The organism is Herbaspirillum sp. SJZ106, assembly GCF_006715495.1.
Lineage (GTDB): Bacteria > Pseudomonadota > Gammaproteobacteria > Burkholderiales > Burkholderiaceae_D > Herbaspirillum.
The window spans coordinates 175,304-199,286 of the sequence record NZ_VFNI01000007.1 but is presented as its reverse complement, the minus strand read 5'-3'; the positions used below and the strand labels follow the sequence as shown (position 1 = coordinate 199,286).

The following is a 23,983-nucleotide window of genomic DNA, read 5'->3' as shown; positions in this document are numbered from 1 at the left end:
CCCCGTACACCATCGTGTAACCCAACGCGATCAGTGCGTACATGCTCCCTAGCACCAAACCGTTGATGATCTGCTGGATGAATATGTCCATGAATCGATGTCTCCTGTGCGGCGTTAGCGTGCTGCGCGACCGGCCGGCCGGAAGCTGTGGTGGCTCGCGCCGTGTGGACGGCGCTGCGAGTGGTGTGTCATTTGGTTTCTCCCTTTTTGTATGTTGCTTGTTGCGGATAAAACGACGGATAAAAAAAGAGCGCGAAACCAGTCGCGCTCAGTGCGTCAGGCCAGGAACGCTCGCATCACGCGGGCGGCGGCCAGGTCCCAGGATGCCTGGCCGACGGTCTTGAAGACCGGCAGCGCGCCATTGACGTCCAGCGTTGCGCGCCCGACCTTGCCGGACAGCACATCGCCGATGGCGACCACGCGGTTCCAGTCGACCTTGGCCTGGATCAGGTCGCCGGCTTCGTGGTGCGCGCCGCCGACATCGTCGACCACGATGGCGCGCGCGTGCAGCAGCGACGCCGGGAATTCGACCATGTCGGGCTTGAAGGCGCCGACGCCGATGGCCAGCGTGTCGGGCGCGACCTGCTCGGGAATGACCGCGGTGCGCGAGGTGGTCAGGGCGATCAGCACGTCGGTATGCGGCAGGTCTTGCTGCAGCATGGCCGCCGGCAAGGGACTGGCGACGACTTGCGGATGGCGTTCGCACAAGGCGCTGCAGAACGCCTGCGTGCGCGCCAGGTCGCGCGCGGCAATCCAGAATTGGCTGACGCCGAAATATTGCGCCAGCGCGTCGGCATGCGCCGCGGCTTGCACGCCGGTGCCGATCAGCAGCGCCGACCTGGGCGCGCGCGGCAGCAGCGTCTTGATGCCCAGCATGGTCATGGCGGCAGTCCGACGGCCGGTGACGGTGGGGCCGTCCATCAGCGCGATGCGACGCCCGGTATGCGTGTCGAAGGCCACCACCTCGCCCTGGATGGCGGGCAGGTTGTGGCGGCCGTTCTCGGCATGCACGGTGATGAGCTTAGTCACCGACAAGTCGTCGGCGATGGCCGGCATGCCCAGCAGCACGCTGGATGCGTCGATCGGCACCACCTGGCGCTCGGGGGCGCGGATGCGGCCGCAAGCGAACTCTTGCGCGGCCGTTTCCAGGGCGTCGACCAGTTGCGCGTAAGGCAGCGCGGCGGCGGTTTGTTGGGCGTCGAGGATATGCATGTCAGCGCAAGAAAAAGCCGGTCGGGAATGGGTCGGATTCTTCCAGTACCCACTGGTTGGTGCTCATGATATGGGCATGGCCGCTGACTTCGGTGAGCGCGCCGTCGAACTCGCCGACCTTGACGGGCGCGGTCACGCGCACGCCGAAGTTGCTGCCGACGATGCTGCCGTTGACGTAGTTCCGGTTCAGCGCCAGCTGCCCGCGCAGGAACAGTTGTGCGGCGCGGCCGGAGGTGCCGGTGCCGGTGGGCGAACGGTCCACCTCGCGGTCGGCGAAGATGCAGACGTTGGACTGGTCGGCGCCGGGGAAATTGGGTTCGCTGTCGATGATGGTGCCGTACAGGGTGTTCAGGCCCGGTTCCAGCGGATGCTGGATCGGCACCTTGGCGATCACCGCGGCCTTGGTCTCGGCGCCCAGCTGGATCAGCTGGCGCACCAGTTCCGGCTTGACGGTGAGATTGGCCTGCTTGGCGTTGATGTAGTAGTAGAAGGCGCCGCCGAACACGATGTCGCCGACGATCTTGCCGAAGCTGGGCGTGTCGACCTCGACGTCGCGGCGGTAGATGAAGGCCGGCACGTTGTTGAAGCTGACGCGGCCGGCGCGCTTGCCGTCCCATTCGACGAAGGCTTCGATGAAGCCGGCCGGGGCGTCGAAGCAGATGCGCGTGAGCGGCGACACCGGCTCGACATACCCCATCTCCACCAGTACCTTGCCCAGCGCGATGATGCCGTGGCCGCACATGTCGCTGTAGCCTTCGTTGTGGATGAAGATGACGCCGAAGTCGGCTTGCGGCGTGACCGGCGGCAGCAGGTAGGCGCCGTACATGTCGGCATGGCCGCGCGGCTCGTTCATCAGGAACTGGCGCAGGTCGTCACGGTGTTCGCGCAGCCAGGCGCGCTGCTGCAGGATGCTGCCGGCCGGGATCTTGGGCAGGCCGGAGACCAGGATGCGCAGCGGCTCGCCGCCGGTATGGGCGTCTATCGTCTGGACGGTGCGTGTGTAGTTGAGCATATGCTTCCTTAGAACTCATTGTTGCATCTGCCGGCAGATGCAAAGAGTACCATCCCGCACGGCAAAAATCGTCCGTATCGGACGGCGCCGACAGGATGGGATGCTGCGCGGATGGGTTGCTGGCGAGGGAGGTTGAACTTCCCGCCGGCATGCGCCGGCGGGGCAGAACGTTCAGGCTGCCAGGGTGGGGCCCGATCAGTAGCTGGTCAGCGGTACCGGGATGCCGTCCTTGAAACGGTACACGGTCACCGGGGATTGCTTCAGGTCGTGGTTGGCGTCGAAGTCGTACTGGCCGGCCACGCCTTTGTAGCTGATCTTGGCCAACGCCGGGCCGAACTGCTTGGGCTCGACCGAGTTGGCGGTCTTCATGGCCTGGGCGATAAGCATCATGCCGTCGTAGAAGGACACGGCATAGGTTTCCGCAGGACGGCCGTACTTCTTCTGGTAGTCGTCGGCGAAGACCTTGCCTTCCTTGGCCTTGTCCAGCATGGTGCCGCCCTGGGTACAGTAGACCGAGTCGCCGATGGCGTCGCCGCCCAGGCGGCCCATTTCCGGCGAGCAGATGCCGTCGCCGCCCAGCAGCACGGCATTGATGCCCAGCTGCTTCATCTGGCGCTTGATCGGGCCGCCTTGCGGCGCGTAGCCGCCGATGAAGACGGCGTCGGGCTTCTTGCCCTTGATCGAGGTCAGGATGGCGGTGAAGTCGGTGGCCTTGTCGTTGGTGAAGTCCTTGCTGACCACGTCGATGCCGTTGGCCTTGGCGACCTTGCTGAACTCTTCGGCCAGGCCCTGGCCGTAGGCGGTACGGTCGTCGATCACCGCTACCTTCTTGAGCTTGAGTTCCTTGGCCGCGTACAGGGCCATCTTGCCGCCCAGCTGGCTGTCGCTGGCGGCGACGCGGAACAGGGTGGCAAAGCCTTGCTGGGTGATCTTGGGGTTGGAGGCGACGGTGGCGACCACGATGCCGGCGTCATTGAACACGCGCGATGCGGGAATGGTCACGCCCGAGTTGTAGGGGCCGACGATGGCCTTGATGCCCTGGTCGACCAGTTTTTGCGCGGCGCCCACGCCCGACTTCGGATCGGCCTGGTCGTCTTCGGCGATCACCTCGAACTTGATCTTCTTGCCGCCCACGGTGATGGGTTGCGCATTCAAGCGCTCGACGGCCATCATCAGGCCGCCCTGGTTGTCCTTGCCGGCCGATGCCTGGGGGCCGGTCAGCGGGCTGGAAAAGCCGATCTTGACCACTTGGGTTTCCTGCGCCATGGCAAAGGCGGGAACCAGCGCCAGCGATGCGGCGATGATGTTGAGTCCGGAGACGCGCTTGAACATAGGGGTGTTTCCTCTCTTCTAGAAAGTCAGACTGCGGGTAATTAGGTTGAAACGCTGGAAAAGCAGGATATGCCGCCCGCCATGGAGCCATGGCGACCGATTCCGTCGATGCTGTACTGCGCCGTTGCAGGTACGAACATATCAAAACTCGTAAAAAGATTGTCGGAGAAACTGCTGTCATCCGCGCAAGCGCACCGCCGTTGGCGCACCATGCCCGCATTACGTTGTATTTTTTATGAGGGAGGATTCTATTTACTCTTTGCTGATATTAGGCGCGTTTATTGCCTTTATAATCAGAACAAAATTCTCCCAGAATCCTGTTTGCCAAATAAAATTCAGAAACCATGGCCGCGCTCGACAAAATCAGTAAAAAAATATTGGCCGAACTGCAAAACGACGGCCGCATCAGCAATGTCGACCTGGCCGCGCGCGTGAACCTGTCGCCGGCGGCTTGCCTGGAACGGGTGCGCAAGTTGCAGGAGGCGGGCTATATCCTGGGCTTCGCCGCGCAGTTGAACCCGGAACTGCTGGACGTGTCGCTGCTGGTGTTCATCGAGGTGGTGCTGGACCGCACCACGCCCGACGTGTTCGCCGAATTCAAGAAGAGCGTGCAGAGCATCCCCGAGATCATGGAATGCCACATGGTGGCCGGCGGCTTCGACTACCTGGTCAAGTCGCGCGTCAAGGACATGAACGCCTACCGTGAATTCCTCGGCAAGTCGCTGCTGCAGTTGAAGGGCGTGCGCGAGACGCACACCTATGCGGTAATGGAAGAAGTGAAGAACACCATCCGCCTGCCGATCCGCTGACCCCTCCCCTGTTCATTGCACCGCCCCCTGGGGCCTAGAAGCTTGCCAAAGGAACGAGGGCGCCATCCTTGAGGCGCAGGATGGTGACGTCGGAGTCCTTGAGGTCATGCTTGGCATCGAACTCATAGATCGCGGTGATGCCCTTGTAGCGGCCGCGCGCCAGCACCGGCACGAACTTTTCCGGTTGCGCCGAGCCGGCGGTCTTCATGGCTTGCGCCAGCAGCATCACGCCGTCGTAAAAGCTGGCCGCGTAGACGTCGGGCGGACGACCGTAGCGATTCTGGTAGGCAGCGGAGAATACCGCGCCATCGGCCACGCGCGTGAGCCATACGCCCCCTTGCACGCAGTAGACGCCGCCGCCCATGGAGTGGGTGGCCAGACGGAACATCTCGAGCGAACATTGGGCATCGCCCGCGAGCATGGGCAAGTCCATCTTCTCGCGCGACATTTCGCGCAGCAGTTGCGCTGCCTGCGGCACATAGCCGGCGAAGAAAACGACGTCGGGAGCGGCCTCGCGGATCTGGCCCAAGACGCCGCGCACCTCCGGATCGCTGGCGTGGACGCTCAACTGGAACACCATGGCGGTCTGCAAACCCTCAAGCCGGGCCGCCGCCTGGAATTCATTGATCAGGCCCGCGGCATAGTCGGAACCGTCATTGACGATGACCGCGCGTTTGAACCTGAGCGTGCGGGCGGCGTATTGGGCCAGCTTGCGCCCCATGTCGCCATCGCTGGCGCCCAGGCGGAACACGTAGTCGTAATCGGCGCGCGTGACGGCCGGATTGGAGGCCACCGTCAGTATCGGCACGCGGCGCTGGTTATAGATCTTGGCCGCGGCCATCGCCACACTTGAATTGAACGGCCCCAGTACCGCGCTCACCTTGACCTGGGCGAATTCCTGCGCGATTTCCATCCCGCGTTCGGGGTTGGCCCGGTCGTCCTTGACCAGCAGTTCGAAACGCGCCGGCTGGCCGCCGATGCGCATGTCTTGCCGGTTGATCCGTTCGATCGCCATGCGGGCGCCGTTCAGGGCGTCGGTACCGCCGACGCCTTGCGTCCCCGACAGCGGCGAGGTAAATCCCAGCAGTACGTGCAACTCCTCCTTTGCCGCCTCCTTTGCCGCCTCCTGGGCGCAAGCCGCGCAGGCCGAGATCAGCAGGCACGAACCGAGAAGGGAACGGAGGAAGCGTCGTCGCATGGATGGGGATCGTCGATGAATCGGCGGCCGGTCGCCGCAAGGTTCAAACTATACCAGCATGCCCGGCGGCATTTTCCCCTGTGCAAAAAGGCGGTGACAACTTGCCAACCGTAAAAAAACCCGGGCGGCCTTCGCCTGGAAGGCGGCCCGGGCAAGCCGCGCCGGGGGCAGGCAAGCTTGCCCGCCGGCATCACGATCAGAAGCTGGTGCGCACGCCCACGATCAGGTTGCGCCCGCCCAGGGGCACCGACTCCCTGAGCACCGAGGTCGACAGGCGGATGTCCTGGTTCAGCAGGTTGCGCGCCAGCGCGAACCAGGTCAGTTTCATGCCGTTCAACTTCTGCGTGTACGACAGGTTGGCGTCGAGCTGGGTGTAGGCCGGCGTTTCGTAGTTTTCGAAGGACGCCAGGCGATCCTGCTTCTGTGCGCGCAGCACTTTCACGCCGCTGGCCCAGGGGCCGGTCTTGTAGCCGAACTCCAGACCGTAACGGGTGGCCGGTTGCAGCGGCAGGTTGCCCTGGTCATCCAGCGTGCCGCGCGAGGTATCGGCGAAAGCGCGCGCCGAGAAACCGTCCCCGCTCCAGTTGTAAGTGACTTCGGCTTCGGCGCCGCGGATGGTGGCGTCGCCCTGCGACCAGAAGCGCTGGGTGAATTCACCGGACGGATCGGCATTGCCCTCATCATTGACCTGGCCGTTGGTGCGGCCGTAGATGTAGTTATGCACCTTGTTGTGGAACAGGTTGCCCTTCCAGCGCACCAGGCCTTCGGTCTTTTGCAGCGTCAGCTCGATGTTGTGGGAAGTCTCCTTCTTCAGTTGGCTGTCGCCGATGTCGAAGGTGGCGGTCGATTCATGCGGGCCGTTGGAATACAGCTCCTCCACCGTCGGCGCGCGCTGCGCCAGCGAATAGGTCGCCCCCAGGCCGTAACCGGGCTGGAACGCCCACAAGGCGCCGGCCGACCATGACAGCAGGTTGAAGTCGCGCCCGGCCAGGCCGCTGCCGCCATCGGGACGGCGGCTCACGCTCTCGGCGCGCAGGCCGGCGCTGGCCAGCACCTGGCCGAACTGGCGCTGCTCCACCAGGAAGCCGGCGAAGGATGACGAACGCGTCGGCGGCGTCAGCTCCGAGGTGCCGCTGGCGGCCGACAGCGCCGAGTAATTGCCCTGTTCGGTCTGCACGCCGAAGGTGCCGCGCCAGCCGGCCAGCGGGGCATGGGTCAGCTCCCAGCGCGTCTGCAGCACGCGGTTCTTGAACACGGTGGCGGGGGTGCCGTCCTGTTCCTTCTCAGTGTGGGTGTAGTCGGTGTAGCCGAAACGGAAGCGGAATTTCTCGATGCCGGCGAAGGGATTGTTGACCAGCGTGTCGATGTCGTAGCGGCTCTGGTGCAGGTCGATGAAGGACATCTCGCTGGTGGGAATGCCGTAGTGGTCGTCCAGCGTCGAGGCCGACAGGCCGACGTAGCCCCAATTGGCGACATAGGATGCGCCCACGCCGCCGCTGGTTTCGTGGGTGAACGAATTGGGCAGGCGGCCCGAGGCGGTGGAAGGATCGCCCTGCTTGGCATTGCCGGGGATCTTGTAGTTGTCGGTGTCGCGGTAGTTGCCGTCGACGTGCAGGCCGATCTGGCCGGCCGAGGTATCCAGCGAGAAGGAACCGTTTTTCTCGCCGTCGACGGTGCCGTAGCGCCCCTCGACGGTGCCGGTGGGCTTGCCGACCAGTTCCGTCGGGATGCGGTCGTTGACCACGTTGACCAGGCCGCCGATGGCGCCCGAGCCGTACAGCAGCGCGGACGGGCCGCGCAGGATCTCGATCTGGCGCGCCGTGGCCGCCTCGGCGCCGACCGCGTGGTCGTTGGAGACGGTGGAAACGTCGGACACGGCCATGCCGTTCTGCAGGATCATCACGCGCGGCCCTTCCATGCCGCGGATGATGGGGCGCGAAGCGCCGGCGCCGAAGGCCGATGCCGACACGCCCAGTTCGGACGACAAGGTGTCGCCCAGCGAATTGCCCAGCTTGTTGCGCAGCTCATCGCCGGCCAGCACCTTGGCCGGGGCCAGCACTTGCACATCCTCTTCCGAAGCGAAGGGAGTGGCGGTGACGACGATCGGCTGCAGCGCGGGTTGCGCCGGCACAGTGGCCTCGCCGGTGGCGGATGCGGTCTGCGCCAGTGCCGGTGCGGCCCAGGAGGCCAGCGCGGAAACGACCGCGGCGGCCATGAGTTGCCCTTGCAGGCGGCGTTGGAGTGGATATTGGACTGCCATGTGAATTCCTTGTAGTGCGCAAGGCGCCGCCAGGGGCCGGATCAGCGGGCAGGCGGCGCCGATACGCCGGCCGTCCGGACGCGCCCATGCCGCGGCGATGCCGGGCCCGCACGGGCGGCGGCAATGCGCATGCGGCCGGATCACGAAAGACAACCGGCAACGAAATGTCGAATCAACGCGGGAGGGAATTCAGCAGGGCGGGGCGCGCGAGGAGAAATGGCGGACAAAAGGCGCATCCCAGGATGCGAAGGCTTGCCACAGCGCCAGCATGCGGGCCGGCGGCAACAGCGGCGGCAGGGGAAAGTCGACATGCATGCCGGCCGACAGCGTGGCGGCGTCGTAGGCGGCGCAAGAGTGGTGCGGGTCGTCGCCGTGGGTGCTGGCATGCGGGTCGCCGGGGGCGGCCGATGAGAGTTGGCGATGGTCGTCGCCCTCATCGAACAGCGCCTCGTCAACCAGCGAATGCACGGCGCCGCCTTGCCAGCCGGCGTGGGCGATGCCGTGCAGAAAACCCAATCCCTGCGCGAACAGCAGCGACACCACCAGCAAGGCGATGAAGGCCGAACAACGCGTGGAACGCAAGATGGGCATGGCGCTGGGATCAGGTTCGGCTGCGCGTCATCTCAATCGAAGACGCGCAGCCGGAAACAGGAAAGCAAGACGAGTGATTCAATGCGAACGATGCAGTCGGCCGACCACACCGGCGGCAAGGTCGCTGCCGGTGCGCGCCCCTTGCCGCGGCAGCAAGGGGTCAAGCCCTGCAAGGCCTGGGTCAGTCGCCGTAGAGCTTTTGCTTGAGCTCGCGGCGTTGCTGCGCTTCCAGCGACAATGTCGCGGTCGGGCGCGCCAGCAGACGGGGAATGCCGATCGGTTCGCCGGTTTCTTCGCACCAGCCGTATTCGCCGTTATCGATCGCGACGATGGACTGCTGGACTTTCTTGAGCAGCTTGCGTTCGCGATCGCGGGTACGCAGCTCGAGGGCGTGTTCTTCCTCGATGGTGGCGCGGTCGGCCGGGTCCGGCACCAACACGGTTTCGCGCAGGTGTTCGGTGGTTTCGTCCGCATTCTTGAGCAGATCCTTTTCCAGCTGCTTGAGACGGGCCTTGAAAAAAGCAAGCTGCGCTTCGTTCATGTAGTCCTTCTCAGCCATCTTGAGGATTTGCTCCTCAGTCAGCAATGGTTGCGCTGCAGGGGTAGTTTTGGGAGTTTTAGTTGCCACTTCGCTTACTTTCAATATAGAACTCATTTCATCAATAGGCGCGAGTACGAGCGAGTCCCGTTATTGATGAAATGAGTCCTACTGGTTTTTCAACTATATCCAATGGCCCGGCCGATACCTTGCTGCCGGAACTGGTCGCTTTTGAATCCACTTCCCTTGCCGACGTTGCTTTTGCTGCCGGTGCAGGCTGCCATGGCGCAGCCTTTTTCGCGGTCAAGGATTGTACACCAACACTTCCGGATGCCAAGGGCTTTGAGCACGCTCCCGCCAGGGCGCCGCCGGGCTTGCCCGCACCTGGGATCGCGGCGGGGACAGTCGGCCCCGGCGCGCCTGTTTTGGGCGGCTTGCGGACTGGTGCGCTTTTCACGGAGCTATTCATTACTCCCCCTGTTCGGGCAAAGCGTTGGAGGCTGACTCCGCTTAAAAGTTATGGTGGTTCCGAGAGCATCAGCCTGGCCGGCTCAGCCGCAAGACCGGGCGCGCCTGAGGCGCTGCCGGGGAAATGCGGCTGGCAAACCGAGTACAGTTTATACCAGAAGATCGCAGGGAAGTGGACGCTGCCGGCGCTTGTTTGCTGCATCGCGGCAGGTTTGCCCGTGCGGCAACAAACCGGGGTCAGGCATGCCTTTTCCCGCACACCGGGCAATTGCGGTCGCGCGCCACCGAGATCGAGGTCCACTCCATCTCGCGCGCCTCCAGGATCAGCAGCCGCCCGGCCAGCGAACGGCCGACTCCGGCCACCAGCTTCAGGGCCTCGGCGGCCTGCATGGCGCCGATGATGCCCACCAGCGGCGAAAACACGCCCATGACCGAGCACTGCACCTCTTCGAACTCGCGGTCGGGCGGGAACAGGCAGGCATAGCACGGCGAGGCGTCGTCGCGCGGGTCGAACACGCTGACCTGGCCGTCGAAACGGATCGCCGCGCCCGACACCAGCGGTACGCCGGCGGTAACGCAGGCGCGGTTGACGGCATGGCGGGTGGCGAAGTTGTCGCTGCAATCGAGCACCACGTCGGCTTGCTCCACCAGTTGCCGCAGGCGATCCCCTTCGGTGCGTTCGGCCAGCGCCACGACCTCGGTGTCCGGGTTGATCTGGCGCAGCGCCTCGCGGCCCGATTCGACCTTGGCCTGGCCGACGCGGCCGGTGGTGTGCATGATCTGCCGTTGCAGGTTGGTCAGGTCGACCGTATCGTTATCCACCAGCGTGATGCGGCCGATACCGGCCGAGGCCAGGTACATGGCCGCCGGCGAACCCAGGCCGCCGGCGCCGATCACCAGCGCGTGCGCGGCTAGCAGGCGCGACTGGCCTTCGATATCGATCTCATCGAGCAGGATGTGGCGCGAATAGCGCAGCAATTGTTGGTCGTTCATGGCGAAATGCGTGAAACCCCATGAAAAAAGGCCGCCCGGGAGAGCGGCCTGGCACAAAGTACCTGAATAGTTACTTGCCCGGGCTCTTGGCCGGCGGCGCCTTGCCGTCCTTGCCGTCGTCCTTGGCCGGCGAGTCTTGCTTGCCTTCTTCGTTGCGCACTTCCGGCTTGGCGCTGGACACCTTCACCGGCAAACCCTTCAGGTGGTTCAGCGCTTGCGCCAGCTGGAAATCGTCCTTGCTGCCGAAGTCCAGCGGCTTGCGCTTCTTCTCGGCGGCGATCAGGCGTTCCTCGGCTTGCTCGTCCAGCGTTTGCGCCTTGACCTCGGCCGACTTGTCGGTATCGTTGGTCAGGTGCTTGGAGAGATCGGCCTCGCGCAGGCGCAGGCCGTTCAGGCCGTCGCCGTCCGGGTATTCGTCGACCATGATGTCAGGCACGATGCCGCGCGCCTGGATCGAACGGCCGTTGGGAGTGAAGTAGCGCGCGGTAGTCAGCTTGACCGCGGTGTTCTTCTCGGGCGGCAGCGCGATTACCGATTGCACCGAGCCCTTGCCGAAGGATTGCGTGCCCATGATGGTGGCGCGCTTGTAGTCCTGCAGCGCGCCGGCCACGATCTCGGAGGCCGAGGCCGAACCGCTGTTGATCAGCACCACCATCGGCACCTTCTTGATGGCCTCCGGCAGGCGCGAGAGCGGATCGTTCAGCGGGTTGGAAGCGTAGAACTCGCGCTTGGCGTAGAAGGTCTGCTTGGAGCTGGGGATCTGGCCGTTGGTCGAGACCACCACCGAATCCTTGGGCAGGAAGGCGGCCGACACGCCGATGGCGCCCGGCAGTACGCCGCCCGGATCGTTGCGCAGGTCGAGCACGATGCCCTTCAGATTGGGTTCCTGGGCGTAGATCGCGGCCAGCTTCTTGGCCATGTCATCGACTGTCGGTTCCTGGAACTGGGTCACGCGCAACCAGGCGTAGCCGGGTTCGATGACCTTGGACTTGACGCTTTGCACGCGGATTTCCTGGCGCGTGATGGTCAGGATGATGGGCTTGTCTTCTTCCTTGCGGGCGATGGTCAGCGTGATCTTGGTATTGGGCTCGCCGCGCATCTTCTTGACCGCCTCGTCCAGGGTCAGGCCCTTGACCGGGGTGCTGTCCAGGCGGGTAATCAGGTCGCCCGACTTGATGCCGGCGCGAAAGGCCGGCGAATCCTCGATCGGCGAGATAACCTTGACGTAGCCGTCTTCCATCCCGACTTCGATGCCCAGGCCGACGAACTTGCCCATGGTGCCTTCGCGCAGCTCCTTGTAGGCCTTCTTGTCCAGATACGCCGAGTGCGGGTCGAGCGAGGCGACCATGCCCGAAATGGCTTCGGTCAGCAGCTTCTTGTCATCGACCGGCTCGACGTAGTCGGACTTGATCAGGCCGAACACATCGGCCATCTGGCGCAGCTCCTCCAATGGCAGCGATGCCGTTGCGTTCTTTTGCGCGATGGCATCGAACTGAATCATCGCGGTGGCGCCTGCCACCATGCCCAACCCGATCAGACTGATATTCTTGAGTTTGCTGCCCATGTGTCACCTAGTAGTTACCCACCCTTGTGGGTCGAATGCGCGGCCTTGATACCGCATTTCAAAGTATAAACCCGATTGCTCGTTGCCGCCGCTATTGCCCGCAGTGGCAATGCCTTCCCCGGCCTTGACCAGATCGCCCGCCCGCTTGAGCACCGACTGGTTATTGCCGTAGATCGTCATGTACTGGTTGCCGTGGTCGACGATGATCAGGTTGCCGAAACCGCGCAGCCAGTCGGCGAACACCACCCGCCCGGCCGCCACTGCCCTCACCTCCGAGCCTTCGGCGGCGCGGATGAACAGGCCGCGCGAGGTCGGCCCGTCGCCGCGGCGGCTGCCGAACTTCGACGTCAGGTCGCCCTTGACCGGCAGGCGCAGCTGGCCGCGCAGGCTGGCGAAGGGCTTGCCGAAATTGTCCGGCTGCAGTTCCGGCAGCGTATCGTTGCGGCCCAGCGAAGCGGTCTTGGGCGGCTCGTCGTCGTCGATGGCGTCAGCCGGATCCGGCATCCTGGGCGCCGGCTTGCCGGCCTTGGCCGCTTGCGCCGCCCGCTCGGCCGCCCGCGCACGCTGCTCCGCCAGGCGTTTCTCGCGTTCGGCCCGGGCCTTGGCCAGTTGTTCCTGGCGCCGCTTCTCGCGCGCTGCGGCCTCGGCCTTCTTCTGCTGTTCGATGATCTGCGCCAGCTTGTCGACCAGGGCCGACAGGCGCTGCTGGTCCTGCTCGATGCGCCCGGCTTCCTTGCGCTGCGTGTTCAGCTTGGTCGACAACTGCGACAGCAGCGCCGAACGCCGCGCCTTTTCCTTCTCCAGCACCTGTTTCTGCTCGTTCTCTTCCTGGGCGATTTCTTCCAGTTCGAACTTGGCGTTCTGGGTGTCGGCCTTGTTGCTGCGGATCGCCTGCAGATTGGCGCGCAGCGTTTCGATCAGCTTGGCCTGGGCTTGCGAGATGTAGCCCATGTACTGCAGTTCGCGGTTGATGCGGTTGGGATTGTCGCCCGACAGCAGCAGCTTGATGCGGTCTTCGTTGCCGGCCACATATTGCTCGCGCAGCAGCTTGGACAGTTGCGCCTGCTGCGCGTTGACCAGCGCGGTCAGCTCGTTGAGCTGGCGCACCAGTTGGGCCAGCCGGCTTTCGGTGGCCTGCTGTTCCTGCGCCAGGTCGCGCAGCGAACGGTTGGCCTTGGAAATCGCCTGTTCGGAGGCGGCCAGCGCATCGGCGGCATTGTCCTTGGCGGTCTCGGTCTGGTCGATGTCGCGCTTCAAGGCGGTCAGGCGCTGCTGCAGGTCGGCCCTTTCCTTTTCGGCGGCCTGTTTCTGCCGGGTGCGCTCGGTGATGGCCTGGGCCTGCGCGGCAGGCGTCCACGCCGCGGCACTGGCGGCCGCGACCGCCAGCAGCAGCGGCGCGGCATGCCGCCGGGCTGTCCGGAAAATCCAATGGAATGGCGTGCGCGGGACGGCGCACGTCTTACGGAAGGAACGCAGTTTTATTTCGACTTCCCTTGGTTGGCTACCGCCTTGAGCGCAGCTTCGATGGCGGACTGGTCGCCCAGATAGTAGCTCTTGATCGGCTTCAGGTCGGCGTCCAGCTCATACACCAGCGGCTGGCCATTGGGGATGTTCAGGCCGACGATGTCATTGTCGCTGATGCCGTCGAGGTACTTGATCAGGGCGCGCAGGCTGTTGCCGTGGGCGGACACGATGATCTGCCGGCCGGCGCGGATGGCCGGGGCGATGGCATCGTTCCAGGCCGGCAGCACGCGCGCGACGGTATCCTTCAGGCATTCGGTCAGCGGGACTTGCGCGCGCGACAGACCGGCGTAACGCGGGTCGCCAAAAGAATCGCGCTCGTCGCCGGCTGCCAGCGGATTGGGCGGCGTATCGTAGCTGCGGCGCCAGACCAGCACCTGGGCGTCGCCGTACTGGGCGGCGGTTTCCGCCTTGTTCAGGCCTTGCAGGGCGCCGTAGTGGCGCTCGTTCAGGCGCCAGTCGTTCTTGACCGGCACATACATCTGGTCCATTTCGTCCAGGGTGGTCCACAGGGTGCGGATGGCGCGCTTCAAGACCGAGGTGTAGGCCAGGTCGAAACGGAAACCCGCTTCTTTGAGCAGCTTGCCGGCCTGGCGGGCCTCGGCCACGCCCTTTTCGGTCAGGTCGACGTCGACCCAGCCGGTGAAGCGGTTGGCCAGGTTCCAGGTCGATTCGCCGTGGCGCATGAATACGATTTTGTACATAGTTGGCTTTTTTGATGATGGAAAAGCTGTGCGCGGAAAGTCCGGGCGCATGGCTGCCGCGGCTTTCAGATCATGAACACGTTCCCAGGCCCTCGCGGGCCGTGAGCGTCGGATAATGCAAATCGCGAATGCTTCTATTTTATAATGCCGGGATTCAGTAAACTCATTGGACAGCCGTGAAATTCATCATCGACAATATTTTCCTGATCGCTCTGGCCTTGGTCTCCGGCGGCGCCCTGCTGGTTCCTTACCTGCAGCAGCGCGGCAATAAGCTGACCTTGCTGCAAGCCACCCAGATGATCAACCAGGGCAAGACACTGGTGCTGGACGTGCGCGACGCCGACCAGTTCGCCGCCGGCCACCTGCGCGACGCCCGCAACATCCCGCTGAAGGAATTGCCGCAGCGCATCGCCGAACTGGACAAGTTCAAGGGCCGCCAGGTCATCGTGGTGTGCCAGAACGGCACCCAGGCCATGAAGGCCGAAGCCTCGCTCAAGAAAGCCGGCTTTGCCGACGTCTACGGCTTGAACGGCGGCATTGCCGCCTGGGCCGGCCAGGGCCTGCCGCTGACCACCAAGGACGCAAAATGAGCGCGCCGGTCGTGATGTACTGCACCGCCGTGTGCCCGTACTGCGTCATGGCCGAGCGCCTGCTTACCAACAAGGGCGTGACGCAGATCGAGAAGATCCGCGTCGACCTCGAACCTCAGCAGCGCGAGCTGATGATGCAGAAAACCGGCCGCCGCACGGTGCCCCAGATCTATATCGGCGACACCCATGTCGGCGGTTTCGACGACCTGAACGCATTGGAGCGCGCCGGCAAGCTGGACCCGCTGCTGCAAGCCTGACGCCAGTGCCAGCGTACATTTTTTGAATAACCCACCGAACCCTGAAAGAGATCCATGTCGGAACAGAACCAGCAAGAGCAAGAGCAACAGCAAGCCGTTTTCCAGATCCAGCGCGTCTACCTGAAGGACCTGTCGCTGGAGCAGCCGAATTCGCCGGCCATTTTCCTGGAACAGGAAGCGCCGTCGATCGAAGTGTCGGTCGACGTCGGCGCCGAGGCGCTGGCTGAAGGCGTGTTCGAATCGACCGTGACCATTACCGTGACCGCCAAGGTCGGCGACAAGGTGGCTTTCCTGGTCGAGGGCAAGCAAGCCGGCATCTTCGAAATCCGCAACGTGCCGGCCGACCAGCTGGATCCGCTGCTGGGCATCGGCTGCCCCAACATCATCTACCCGTACCTGCGCGCCAACATCGCCGACGCCATCACCCGCGCCGGTTTCCCGCCGGTGCACCTGGCCGAGATCAACTTCGAAGTGTTCTACCAGCAACGCCTGCAGGCCCTGGCCGAGCAGCAAGGCGCCACCCTGGTCAACAACGGCTCCACCGCCGTCAACTGACCTGCAGTCCAGCCTCGCGCGGCGCCGGCGGATCGCCCCGGCGCGCCGGGGCCGGCCAGCCGCCGCCGCGGCGCTTCCCCCCGAACCTGCGGAGACTTCACCGATGAAACGCCTGCCCCTGATCCTTTGCGCGACCGTCCTGGGCGCTGCCGCATTCGCCCCCAACGCCTTTGCGCTCGATTTCAAGTCGGTCGGCGCCTCGCCTTCCGTCATGTATGACGCCCCGTCCGAAAAGGGCCGCCGCGTCTATGTCGCGCCGCGCGGCATGCCGGTCGAGGTGGTGCTGACCTATGGCGAATGGAGCAAGGTGCGCGACGCCGCCGGCACGCTGTCGTGGATACAGTCCAAGGCCCTGACGCCCAAGCGCATGCTGGTGGTTTCCGCCGCCAACGCACGCATCTTCAATGCGGCTGACGAGAGCAGCCCGGTCGTGTTTACCGCCGACAGGAACGTGCTGCTGGAAATGGTCGAGAGTCCCAACAATGGCTGGGTCAAGGTTCGCCACCGCGACGGCCAGACCGGCTTTGCCAGGGTCGCCGACGTCTGGGGCGACTGAATCTCCCCGATCCGCCAATCCGGGGATCGCCCGCTTAGAACCTGTTTACGCTCTCACGCCCCCTAATGAAAATCACCATCCTCGGCGCCGGCGCATGGGGTACCGCGCTGGCCATCACTTTGGCGCGCAAGCACGACGTCATGCTCTGGGGGCGCAACCCCCAGGCCATGGAAGAAGCCGGCCGGCAACGCGAGAACCAGCGTTACCTGCCGGGCTTCCCGCTGCCCGATGAATTGACCGTCACGGCCGATTTCAGCGCCGCCGTACGCCACGTCTGCGGCGAACCGCAGACCTCGCTGCTGATCGTCGCCTCTTCGGTGGCGGGCTTGCGCGGTTTGGCCGGGCAACTGCGCGGCCATCCCATTCCCAACCTGGTCTGGCTGTGCAAGGGCCTGGAAGAAGACACCCGGCTGTTGCCGCACCAGATCGTGCAGCAGGTGCTGGGACCGGCCATCCCGGCCGGCGCGCTATCGGGCCCTTCCTTCGCCCAGGAGGTCGCGCGCGGGCTGCCTTGCGCACTGACCATCGCCGGCGCCGATGGCGCACTGTGCGAACGCGTCGTCACCGCCGTGCATGGCGGCAACATCCGCATCTATTCGAGCGACGACTTGATCGGGGTGGAAATCGGCGGCGCGGTGAAGAATATCCTGGCCATTGCCACCGGCGTGGCCGACGGCCTGCAACTGGGCCTGAATGCGCGCGCCGCGCTGATCACCCGCGGGCTGGCCGAAATCACCCGGCTGGGCGTGGCGCTGGGCGGCCGGCCCGAGACGTTCATGGGCTTGTCCGGCGTGGGCGACCTCATCCTGACCTGCACCGGCGACCTCTCGCGCAACCGGCGCGTAGGCCTGGGCCTGGCGCAAAACAAGAAACTCGAGGATATCGTGACCGAACTGGGGCACGTGGCCGAAGGAGTGCGCTGCGCCAAGGCGGTACGCGAACTGGCGCAGGAAAAAGGCGTCGACATGCCGATCACCAACGCGGTGGCGGCGGCCTTGTTCGATGGGGTGTCGGTGCAGGAAATGGTAGCGCGCCTGCTGTCGCGGGATCCGCGCGAAGAAACTCTGTGAATCTCCGGGTCCGGCCTTGCTTCGGCCGGACATCTCCGCTCCCGCGACAGCGCGGGGCATCACGACATCATCGGGCGATGATGTCGCTTTCCATCTTGGGGCGCTTGAAGCGCTGCGGCGAGCCGCCCTCGACGATATCGTCCATCTGCTTGGAGATCTTGTCGTAGGCCGATGAGCAATCATCGTCATGATGCGGCGCTTCGCCGGCGCCCTTGAAGCGCTTGCCGAAGCGGGACGGGCGGGACTCACCGTTGGTCACGTATTGCTGGGCCGCGCGGCCGGCATGGTTGTTACTGGCATTGGTCTTGTTGCGTTGTATGGCTTGCATCGTATTTCCTCTTACGTCGCTTGACGCTCAACGTTCCCCGGTTGACGTTCCGGGGAACCGGCAACGGCCCGGAGGAATGTTTGCTCTCCGACAACCGTTCCAGATACATAAGCGCCCATGACAGGCGCTTGAACTATGTAACGTCCCAAGCGCGATTTGGAATACGTAAAAGTCAGTATTTTGTCAGCCAATTTTCATTTATTTTTGGGCAGCATTTTCATGATGCTTTGCAATATTGATTCAAGTGATTGAAAACAATAGGTTTTCCCTTGCCCAACAAAGGGTTGATTGTGCACTTTCCCGGGGCAGTGCAAAGATGAAACAACTGTTTCTAAACGTATCGATCCGGCGCGTGGAATACGAAACGCTGTCGCCAAGGCAAGGAAATTTCACGAAGGCAATTTTCCCGCAACGGGGAATTGCTGGGAGGAAAAGACGTCAGGCCACCACCGGCGCCGGCACGCCGAGATCGGCCGGCACCAGTGAAAACACCTTGGCGTCGCGCGGTTCGCCATGGAACACCAGGCGGTTGCGCGCCAGGCACTCCAGCGTGGCGCCGGTTTTTTCGGCCACGCGCTGGCTGCGCAGGTTGCCGGCCTGGGCCACGATCTCCAGCCGGGTCAGGCCGGTCTTGCCGAACGCGAAAGCGGCCGCCGCGCGCGCGGCTGTCACGGCAATGCCGCGGCCGGTGTAGCCGTCGCGCACCCAGTAACCCAGGTTGGCCAGCTGGTTAAGCTGGCTGATCTGGTTGATCGCCACGGAACCCACCACCAGGCCGGAAACGCGCTCGATGACGTTGAAGTCATACGCAGCGCGCATCTCCCATTGTTCGATACTGCGCTGCAGGAACTGCCGGGCATCGGCCAGCGCGTAATCGAGCGTGCACCAGGCTTCCCATTCGCTGATGGCGCGCACCGATTGGCGGATCGCGTCGTAGAGCGCCGGCGCTTCCCGCAAACCCAGCGGGCGCACCTCGATGTCACGGTCGCAGTAAATGATTTGCCGGTCGCGGTCTAGATGGTGGTTCATGCTCGGTCGCTGGCTCGGGAAAAGCGCAACATGGGGCCTGTTGCGCATACATTCGAGGACGTTTCATCGGCGCTGCAGCGCATCGCCGTCAGGATGCCAGATGCGGATGCAGTTCGGCCAGCCGGGTAATGACCGATACCTCCTTGGGCATCTCGGGATGCACGCCATGCTCCTGCAGCGCGATCACCTTCATGCCGGCCGCGATGCCGGCCTTGATGCCGGGCAGGCTGTCTTCCACCACCGCGCAGCGCGCCGGCGCCACGCCCAGGCTGCTGGCGGCGAACAGGAACAACGCCGGGTCGGGCTTCCAGCGCTGCACATCGTAGGCGCTGAAGATGCGGCCGGCGAAATACGGCAACAAGCCGGTCACGCGCAGGCACAGCTCGATCTTGGGATGCGGCGCGTTGGAGGCCAGCGCATAGGGAATCGACAGCGCCTGCACCATCTCCAGCGCGCCATTGATCGGCTGCAGTCGCTGTTCCAGCATGCCGGCCATCATGTCGCGCAATTCCTGTTCGAAAACGGCCGGCAACGGCGCGCCGCGCAACTCCTCGATGCGCGCCACGCACAGCTTCATGCTCACCCCGCGGAACTGCGCCAGCGCCTCCCGGGCCGTGAGGTCGACGCCGTAGCGGGCGACATATTCGGACCAGGCTTCGGCAGCGACCACTTCACTGTCAACCAGGGTTCCGTCGCAATCGAAGATGACCAGGTCGATCGCGTTGCCGGGATCCTTCATGTCAAAGCTCTCCGTAAGAATGCAGGCCGGAGAGGAACATGTTCACGCCCAGGAAGGCGAAGGTCGTCACCAGCAAACCGACCAGCGCCCACCATGCCGCCACCCGGCCGCGCAGGCCCTTCATCAGCCGCATGTGCAGCCAGGCCGCGTAGTTGAGCCAGACGATCAGCGCCCAGGTTTCCTTCGGGTCCCACGACCAGTAGCCGCCCCAGGCTTCGGCCGCCCACAGGGCGCCGAGGATGGTGGCGATGGTAAAGAAGGCGAAGCCGACCGCGATCGCCTTGTACATCACGTCGTCCAGCACTTCCAGCGACGGCAGGCGATCTGCCAGGATGCCCTTGGACTTGAACAGGTAGGCCACCGCCACCATGGCCGCCAGCGCGAAGGTGCCGTAGCCGATGAAGTTGGCCGGCACGTGGATCTTCATCCACCAGCTCTGCAACGCCGGCACCAGCGGCTGGATCTCGGCCGCATCGCGCGACACGGTGTACCACATCAGGAAGCCGACCGCCGCCGAGATCACCGTCAGCACGAAGGCGCCCAGCTGGCGGGTGGCATAGCGCTCTTCGTAATACAGGTAGAACAGCGCCGTGATCATGCAGAACAGGATGAACACTTCATACAGGTTGGAGATGGGAATGTGGCCGACGTCGGGGCCGATCAGGTAGGACTCGTACCAGCGCACCATCATGCCGGTAAATCCCAGCACCACCGCCGCCCAGCACAGCTTGGAGCCGAGCGCCGCGCCGGTGCCGGCGCGCGTGGCCAGCCCGCCCCAGTAGAACAGCGTGGACAGGGCGAACAGCGCGCTCATCCAGAGGATGGCCGACTGGCTGGAGAGCATGTACTTGAGGAAGAATTTCTTCTCCGCCATGTCCAGCGAGCCGCCGTACATGCCGATGGCGCCCAGCGACAGCAGCGCCAGCAGGGGGATCAGCCAGCGCACCTGTTTCCAGTGCCAGCCCAGCCAGGCGAAGGTCGGTGCGGCCAGCAGCAGCACCGCCTTCTCGTAGTAATCCATATAGCTGCCGAAACGCATGAGCGCATACAGCGAGCCGGCCACCAGCGCGGCGGCGTAAATCCAGTCCACCGCACTCAGGCGGCGAAAGAAGCCCTGTTCCTGGGGGTAGCCTGGGGTGGTTGCTTCTGTCAGTTCCATTCCGATCTCCACTGCATTCCTGCGGCCATGCTAGCGGCGGCGCCGCCCAGCGTTTATATGTGCAGGATGATAACCGCCATATTCCGGCGGCACGGTCTCCGTCATGTCATGAACCGGCTTATTGTCTACGCCAGCGCCGGCTTTGTGCAACGTCAGGAGGCAGAATCGGCGGCCGGCGCGAGCCCCGCTTTCATCTGCTCGAATTCCTTTTCAAAATCCAGCGTCTTGCGCTGGGTGCTCATGGCCAGCAGCGCATGGCTGCCCCGGCCGCCCTCTTGCGGCTTGATCCAGATCCACAGGCGGCGTTCGCGGATATACAGCATCGCGAACACGCCCAGCACCAGCAACAGGCAGCCCAGGTAGACCACCTTCTTGCCCGGCGAGCGCGTCACCTGCAGCACCGACGCCTTGATTTCCTCGAAGCCGGAAAGCTGCAGGAACACCGGCGCCGGATAGAAAGCCGCGTCGGCCAGCGCGTTGATCGCCAGTTGCAGATAGCGGCCATGCACCTCGTCGCTGGCGACCGGGGCCAAGCCATCCTTGGCCCGCGCGGCTTGCCACAGTTCCCACATGCTGCCATTGAGGATCTTCATGAAGATATCGGCGGCCTTCTCCTGCTCGGCGGCCGGCAGCTTTTCCAGGAACCGGGTGACGGCGATGAAACCCGAGGTCTTGCCATCGCCGGCGAAGATATCCAGCCCGCGCTGGGCCGATTGCTGCAGTTGCTCGCGCAGCGCGGCCGGGGTATCGCGGCCGCCGGAAATGGCCTGGCGGGCGTAGCGGCGCGCCGCTTCTTCACGCAATGCCGGATTGGCCAGCGCAGCGCGCAGGCGCATCCATTCAACCACGCTGTCGTTGTCGTCGGCCGGGATGCGCAGGTAGCGGAACGGCTGGTCGGGCTGCTCGCGCATGCCGGCTAGGAACACGTAGGCGCCGTCGATCTGCATCGATTGCATGTAGTTGAAGTACTCGCGCGCCTGGCCGGTCTTGTCGCGCAGCTTGTACTGGATGCTGGGGCCGACGTTCTTGAAATCCTTGTTGTTGGCATTCTTGGCGCCGGAGCCGAGATGCTTGTCGAGGCTGCCCATGAAGCCCTGGTTCACCGTCTTGCCGATGTTGACCGCGCGCGCATCGCCGCCGGCAGCGCCGCCCGCGCCGTTGCCGGCGCTGTTCATGTTTTCCACGTTGAAGGGGCGAAAGCCGGTCCACTCCACGGTGTAGTCTCCGGCCGCCTGGGCCAGCGGCGTGCTGCCGTTGACTTCGCCGGCGAAGTCGAAGCGGTTGTTCTCGGCGCCGCGCATCGGGTAGCCGACCAGCTTGAGCCTGGTGCCGCCATCCTCGAAGCTGGATTGGTAGATCGCCACGTTCTTGTAGATCAGCGGTTCGTTGACCTTGATGGTGGCGGCGATCTCGTGGCCGGTCTCATGGTCGCGCACCACCACTTCGCTGGCGAACAGCTTGGGCATGCCGGTGGAATAGAAATCGATGATGAAACGCTTGAGCTGGATGGTGAAGGGCAGGTCCTGGATCATCACGCCGTCCTGCTGGGGGATGATCGCCGTACTGCTGCTGGCGCCCTCGGGAATGAGCGTGTTGCCGCGGAAGGTCGGGTTGCCGATGCCCAGGCGGTAGCGCTCCGGGATCTGCGAGATGATGCCGTTGCCGGAGAAGGCCTGCTTGCCGTAGAACCACTGCTGGAAACGGATCGGCAAGTCGGAGTCGAGCAGGCCGCCCAGGCAGATGATGACGATGGCCGCGTGCGCGAAGATATAGCCCCATTTGTTGGCCGCACCCTGCTTGGCGGCCAGGAGCGTGCCGCCATCCTTGTCGACCAGCTTGACCTTGTAGCCGCGCGCGCCGACTTGCCGGGCCAGGCGCGCGGCGGCCTGCGCCGGCTGTTCGGCGCTGCGCCATTCGGCCTTGTGGTGGAAGTTGCGCAGCGACTGCTCGCGCACGTTGTCGCGCCAGCTCTTGACGTCGCGCAGCATCTTGGGCGCATTGCGCGCGATGCACAGCGAGGTCGACAGCACCAGGAAGCCCATGATCAGCAGGAACCACCAGGCCGAATACACCGCATACAGGCCCAGCTTGTTGAAGACCTCGAACCAGAACGGCCCGAACTGGTTGACGTAGTTCGGCATCGGCTCGTTCTGCTTCATCACGGTGCCGATCACCGAGGCGACCGCGATCAACGTCAGCAAGCTGATCGCAAAGCGCATCGATGACACCAGTTCGACCGCATCGCTGACCCAGCGCTGCCTGGTCCTGATCAAAATCCCTTCGGTACTGCTGCCCGTCGTCATATTCCTGCCTTACCGGATCCGGCTTGCCGGTCCCGCATCCATTTCAATTGCCTTGCCGGACAGCAAAGCATCGCCAACCCCGGATTCTACCGCTCCCGGTGAAACTCCGTGATACGTACCGGCGCAGCACCGGTATCTGAGACCGCATATCTGGCGCAGCCTGCACCCCGGGAAATGCGAACCTGCCGGACCGGAAGACATCCTCCGCACGCCGCTTCCGGATGCGCCAGTCCTTCCGGGGCCGCGCATGGCCACATGGCGATGCGAGCCCGGGGAACACGCCGGCGCTACGTCAAACCCGATCCAGCCCGTGCACAAAAAAAGAGGCGGCACGCGGGCCGCCTCTTTGGTACCGGATCGCCAACAGGGTCTTGATTCTTATTTGAGGCCGGCGATGTAATCCGCCACGGCCTTGATTTCCTTGTCCGACAAACGTTCGGCGATGGCCGTCATCTGCGGGCTGTTGTTGCGGCTGCCGCCGCGGAAATTGGTCAGCTCCGCCACCGTGTAATCCTGATGCTGGCCTGCCAGGCGCGGATACTGGGCCGGAATGCCGGCGCCGTTCGGGCTGTGGCAACCGGCGCAGGCAGGCACGTTCTTGGAGGCGATGCCGCCGCGCCAGATGTGCTTGCCGAGCTCGAGCGTATCCTTGTTTTTGGCCGCGCCCGGCTTGGGCGACTGCGCTGCCAGGTAGGCCGCGACATTCTTGATGTCCTCGTCGGACAAGGCCTTGGCCAGCGGCGACATCACCGGGTTGTTGCGCTCCGGCGTGCGGAAATTCATCAGCTGCTTGGCGATGTAGGCTTCATGCTGGCCGGCCAGCTTGGGGTTTTGCGTGATGGTCGAATTGCCGGCTGCGCCGTGGCAGGAGACGCAAGCCACGATATTGCGGGCATTGTCGCCATTGGTATAAAGCGCTTCACCTTTGGCCGGATCGGCCTTGACGACTGCTTTCTTTTCTTCGGCTGCATATGCCTGGGAAGAAACTGCCAGCAATGCAACAAACACGGTCTGCAACACTCGGGAAAAGGCACGGTTCATTCGTCACCCTAATTTACTTATTGTGGTTGTGAAATTCAGAGATTCTGCCCGTCTGGCGGCTAGCGGCCCCCATACCCAATGCCGGTCTTTTGACCTGTCTCCGATGGCCGCCATTTTTTTGTTTGCTTGGCGTCAACACGGCAATAGGTAGCGC

24 protein-coding genes are annotated in these 23,983 nt (G+C 64.0%); 7 read left to right on the top strand and 17 right to left on the bottom strand.

Annotated features, from left to right (window positions below; genetic code table 11):
• Positions 1-276: 276 nt before the first annotated feature.
• The 3 genes from FB598_RS19510 to FB598_RS19500 all read right to left on the bottom strand — a co-directional run bounded on the left by FB598_RS19510 (position 277) and on the right by FB598_RS19500 (position 3,556).
• Positions 277-1,212: a delta(1)-pyrroline-2-carboxylate reductase family protein gene (locus FB598_RS19510; RefSeq protein ID WP_141917888.1), complete on the bottom strand. Its 936-nt coding sequence runs from the start codon at positions 1,210-1,212 to the stop codon at positions 277-279.
• Between the two features lies 1 nt (position 1,213).
• On the bottom strand, positions 1,214-2,224 hold the full coding sequence (locus FB598_RS19505; RefSeq protein WP_141917886.1) for a proline racemase family protein: 1,011 nt from the start codon (positions 2,222-2,224) through the stop codon (positions 1,214-1,216).
• Positions 2,225-2,419: 195 nt separating this feature from the next.
• Positions 2,420-3,556 (bottom strand): branched-chain amino acid ABC transporter substrate-binding protein, encoded by a 1,137-nt coding sequence (locus FB598_RS19500; RefSeq protein ID WP_141917883.1) that lies wholly within the window; start codon positions 3,554-3,556, stop codon positions 2,420-2,422.
• An 89-nt stretch (positions 3,557-3,645) separates the two neighbouring features.
• Between FB598_RS19500 and FB598_RS20820 the strand changes: the two genes are divergently transcribed.
• Both FB598_RS20820 and FB598_RS19495 read left to right on the top strand, forming a co-directional pair.
• Positions 3,646-3,795, top strand: a complete 150-nt coding sequence (locus tag FB598_RS20820; protein ID WP_185741691.1) for a hypothetical protein — start codon at positions 3,646-3,648, stop codon at positions 3,793-3,795.
• A gap of 105 nt (positions 3,796-3,900) precedes the next feature.
• Positions 3,901-4,365, top strand: a complete 465-nt coding sequence (locus tag FB598_RS19495) for an Lrp/AsnC ligand binding domain-containing protein (protein WP_050470298.1) — start codon at positions 3,901-3,903, stop codon at positions 4,363-4,365.
• A gap of 34 nt (positions 4,366-4,399) precedes the next feature.
• Here the strand turns inward: FB598_RS19495 and FB598_RS19490 are convergent, their stop codons facing one another.
• The 8 genes from FB598_RS19490 to gpmA form a co-directional block, all read right to left on the bottom strand.
• Positions 4,400-5,563 (bottom strand): branched-chain amino acid ABC transporter substrate-binding protein, encoded by a 1,164-nt coding sequence (locus tag FB598_RS19490; RefSeq protein ID WP_141917880.1) that lies wholly within the window; start codon positions 5,561-5,563, stop codon positions 4,400-4,402.
• A gap of 196 nt (positions 5,564-5,759) precedes the next feature.
• The gene (locus tag FB598_RS19485; protein WP_141917878.1) at positions 5,760-7,823 is read right to left on the bottom strand and encodes a TonB-dependent receptor; all 2,064 of its coding nucleotides are present in this window, start codon (positions 7,821-7,823) and stop codon (positions 5,760-5,762) included.
• A 189-nt stretch (positions 7,824-8,012) separates the two neighbouring features.
• Complete coding sequence (locus tag FB598_RS19480) at positions 8,013-8,414, bottom strand: hypothetical protein (protein WP_141917876.1); 402 nt, start codon at positions 8,412-8,414, stop codon at positions 8,013-8,015.
• A gap of 181 nt (positions 8,415-8,595) precedes the next feature.
• The gene (gene dksA, locus FB598_RS19475; RefSeq protein ID WP_141917874.1) at positions 8,596-9,000 is read right to left on the bottom strand and encodes an RNA polymerase-binding protein DksA; all 405 of its coding nucleotides are present in this window, start codon (positions 8,998-9,000) and stop codon (positions 8,596-8,598) included.
• Positions 9,001-9,657: 657 nt separating this feature from the next.
• Positions 9,658-10,413 carry a molybdopterin-synthase adenylyltransferase MoeB gene (locus FB598_RS19470; protein ID WP_141917872.1) on the bottom strand — a complete coding sequence of 252 codons (756 nt, stop codon included), beginning with the start codon at positions 10,411-10,413 and terminating at the stop codon, positions 9,658-9,660.
• Positions 10,414-10,483: 70 nt separating this feature from the next.
• On the bottom strand, positions 10,484-11,977 hold the full coding sequence (locus FB598_RS19465) for a S41 family peptidase (RefSeq protein ID WP_141917869.1): 1,494 nt from the start codon (positions 11,975-11,977) through the stop codon (positions 10,484-10,486).
• Positions 11,978-11,980: 3 nt separating this feature from the next.
• Positions 11,981-13,366 (bottom strand): murein hydrolase activator EnvC, encoded by a 1,386-nt coding sequence (locus tag FB598_RS19460; RefSeq protein WP_370454706.1) that lies wholly within the window; start codon positions 13,364-13,366, stop codon positions 11,981-11,983.
• A gap of 89 nt (positions 13,367-13,455) precedes the next feature.
• Entirely contained in the window at positions 13,456-14,202 is a 747-nt protein-coding gene (gene gpmA / locus FB598_RS19455; RefSeq protein WP_141917864.1) for a 2,3-diphosphoglycerate-dependent phosphoglycerate mutase, read from the bottom strand.
• 176 nt (positions 14,203-14,378) lie between these two features.
• Here gpmA and FB598_RS19450 point away from each other — a divergent pair, with 176 nt between their 5' ends.
• The 5 genes from FB598_RS19450 (at position 14,379) to FB598_RS19430 (ending at position 17,230) form a co-directional block, all read left to right on the top strand.
• Positions 14,379-14,792: a rhodanese-like domain-containing protein gene (locus tag FB598_RS19450; RefSeq protein ID WP_141917861.1), complete on the top strand. Its 414-nt coding sequence runs from the start codon at positions 14,379-14,381 to the stop codon at positions 14,790-14,792.
• Positions 14,789-15,049, top strand: a complete 261-nt coding sequence (grxC, locus tag FB598_RS19445; RefSeq protein ID WP_141917858.1) for a glutaredoxin 3 — start codon at positions 14,789-14,791, stop codon at positions 15,047-15,049. The genes FB598_RS19450 and grxC overlap by 4 nt, the downstream gene beginning before the upstream one ends.
• 54 nt (positions 15,050-15,103) lie before the next feature.
• A complete protein-coding gene (secB, locus tag FB598_RS19440; protein WP_141917855.1) occupies positions 15,104-15,604 on the top strand; it encodes a protein-export chaperone SecB in 501 nt (166 codons plus the stop codon).
• 103 nt (positions 15,605-15,707) lie between these two features.
• The gene (locus tag FB598_RS19435; RefSeq protein WP_141917852.1) at positions 15,708-16,160 is read left to right on the top strand and encodes an SH3 domain-containing protein; all 453 of its coding nucleotides are present in this window, start codon (positions 15,708-15,710) and stop codon (positions 16,158-16,160) included.
• Between the two features lie 65 nt (positions 16,161-16,225).
• The gene (locus tag FB598_RS19430; protein WP_141917849.1) at positions 16,226-17,230 is read left to right on the top strand and encodes an NAD(P)H-dependent glycerol-3-phosphate dehydrogenase; all 1,005 of its coding nucleotides are present in this window, start codon (positions 16,226-16,228) and stop codon (positions 17,228-17,230) included.
• 67 nt (positions 17,231-17,297) lie between these two features.
• Here FB598_RS19430 and FB598_RS19425 read toward each other — a convergent pair whose 3' ends face one another.
• The 6 genes from FB598_RS19425 to FB598_RS19400 form a co-directional block, all read right to left on the bottom strand.
• A complete protein-coding gene (locus FB598_RS19425; RefSeq protein ID WP_141917846.1) occupies positions 17,298-17,558 on the bottom strand; it encodes a hypothetical protein in 261 nt (86 codons plus the stop codon).
• A 438-nt stretch (positions 17,559-17,996) separates the two neighbouring features.
• Positions 17,997-18,587, bottom strand: a complete 591-nt coding sequence (locus FB598_RS19420; RefSeq protein ID WP_141917844.1) for a GNAT family N-acetyltransferase — start codon at positions 18,585-18,587, stop codon at positions 17,997-17,999.
• Between the two features lie 88 nt (positions 18,588-18,675).
• Positions 18,676-19,326 (bottom strand): HAD family phosphatase, encoded by a 651-nt coding sequence (locus FB598_RS19415; protein ID WP_141917841.1) that lies wholly within the window; start codon positions 19,324-19,326, stop codon positions 18,676-18,678.
• Position 19,327: 1 nt separating this feature from the next.
• Positions 19,328-20,485 carry a c-type cytochrome biogenesis protein CcsB gene (gene ccsB, locus FB598_RS19410; protein WP_141917838.1) on the bottom strand — a complete coding sequence of 386 codons (1,158 nt, stop codon included), beginning with the start codon at positions 20,483-20,485 and terminating at the stop codon, positions 19,328-19,330.
• 152 nt (positions 20,486-20,637) lie between these two features.
• Positions 20,638-22,788, bottom strand: coding sequence for a cytochrome c biogenesis protein ResB (locus FB598_RS19405; protein ID WP_141917835.1), 2,151 nt, complete (start codon positions 22,786-22,788; stop codon positions 20,638-20,640).
• A 378-nt stretch (positions 22,789-23,166) separates the two neighbouring features.
• Positions 23,167-23,829 (bottom strand): cytochrome c, encoded by a 663-nt coding sequence (locus FB598_RS19400; RefSeq protein WP_141917832.1) that lies wholly within the window; start codon positions 23,827-23,829, stop codon positions 23,167-23,169.
• Positions 23,830-23,983: the final 154 nt, after the last annotated feature.

What these genes read in the sequence shown, in the direction of transcription:
- FB598_RS19425 (WP_141917846.1), bottom strand. Translation starts at nt 17,558, where the DNA reads ATGCAAGCCATACAACGCAACAAGACCAATGCCAGTAACAACCATGCC.
- FB598_RS19490 (WP_141917880.1), bottom strand. Translation starts at nt 5,563, where the DNA reads ATGCGACGACGCTTCCTCCGTTCCCTTCTCGGTTCGTGCCTGCTGATC.
- ccsB (WP_141917838.1), bottom strand. Translation starts at nt 20,485, where the DNA reads ATGGAACTGACAGAAGCAACCACCCCAGGCTACCCCCAGGAACAGGGC.
- FB598_RS19510 (WP_141917888.1), bottom strand. Translation starts at nt 1,212, where the DNA reads ATGCATATCCTCGACGCCCAACAAACCGCCGCCGCGCTGCCTTACGCG.
- FB598_RS19465 (WP_141917869.1), bottom strand. Translation starts at nt 11,977, where the DNA reads ATGGGCAGCAAACTCAAGAATATCAGTCTGATCGGGTTGGGCATGGTG.
- FB598_RS19415 (WP_141917841.1), bottom strand. Translation starts at nt 19,326, where the DNA reads ATGAAGGATCCCGGCAACGCGATCGACCTGGTCATCTTCGATTGCGAC.
- FB598_RS19400 (WP_141917832.1), bottom strand. Translation starts at nt 23,829, where the DNA reads ATGAACCGTGCCTTTTCCCGAGTGTTGCAGACCGTGTTTGTTGCATTG.
- FB598_RS19495 (WP_050470298.1), top strand. Translation starts at nt 3,901, where the DNA reads ATGGCCGCGCTCGACAAAATCAGTAAAAAAATATTGGCCGAACTGCAA.
- FB598_RS19430 (WP_141917849.1), top strand. Translation starts at nt 16,226, where the DNA reads ATGAAAATCACCATCCTCGGCGCCGGCGCATGGGGTACCGCGCTGGCC.
- FB598_RS19420 (WP_141917844.1), bottom strand. Translation starts at nt 18,587, where the DNA reads ATGAACCACCATCTAGACCGCGACCGGCAAATCATTTACTGCGACCGT.
- FB598_RS20820 (WP_185741691.1), top strand. Translation starts at nt 3,646, where the DNA reads ATGGCGACCGATTCCGTCGATGCTGTACTGCGCCGTTGCAGGTACGAA.
- secB (WP_141917855.1), top strand. Translation starts at nt 15,104, where the DNA reads ATGTCGGAACAGAACCAGCAAGAGCAAGAGCAACAGCAAGCCGTTTTC.
- FB598_RS19405 (WP_141917835.1), bottom strand. Translation starts at nt 22,788, where the DNA reads ATGACGACGGGCAGCAGTACCGAAGGGATTTTGATCAGGACCAGGCAG.
- gpmA (WP_141917864.1), bottom strand. Translation starts at nt 14,202, where the DNA reads ATGTACAAAATCGTATTCATGCGCCACGGCGAATCGACCTGGAACCTG.
- FB598_RS19480 (WP_141917876.1), bottom strand. Translation starts at nt 8,414, where the DNA reads ATGCCCATCTTGCGTTCCACGCGTTGTTCGGCCTTCATCGCCTTGCTG.
- FB598_RS19470 (WP_141917872.1), bottom strand. Translation starts at nt 10,413, where the DNA reads ATGAACGACCAACAATTGCTGCGCTATTCGCGCCACATCCTGCTCGAT.
- FB598_RS19485 (WP_141917878.1), bottom strand. Translation starts at nt 7,823, where the DNA reads ATGGCAGTCCAATATCCACTCCAACGCCGCCTGCAAGGGCAACTCATG.
- grxC (WP_141917858.1), top strand. Translation starts at nt 14,789, where the DNA reads ATGAGCGCGCCGGTCGTGATGTACTGCACCGCCGTGTGCCCGTACTGC.
- FB598_RS19500 (WP_141917883.1), bottom strand. Translation starts at nt 3,556, where the DNA reads ATGTTCAAGCGCGTCTCCGGACTCAACATCATCGCCGCATCGCTGGCG.
- FB598_RS19435 (WP_141917852.1), top strand. Translation starts at nt 15,708, where the DNA reads ATGAAACGCCTGCCCCTGATCCTTTGCGCGACCGTCCTGGGCGCTGCC.
- FB598_RS19505 (WP_141917886.1), bottom strand. Translation starts at nt 2,224, where the DNA reads ATGCTCAACTACACACGCACCGTCCAGACGATAGACGCCCATACCGGC.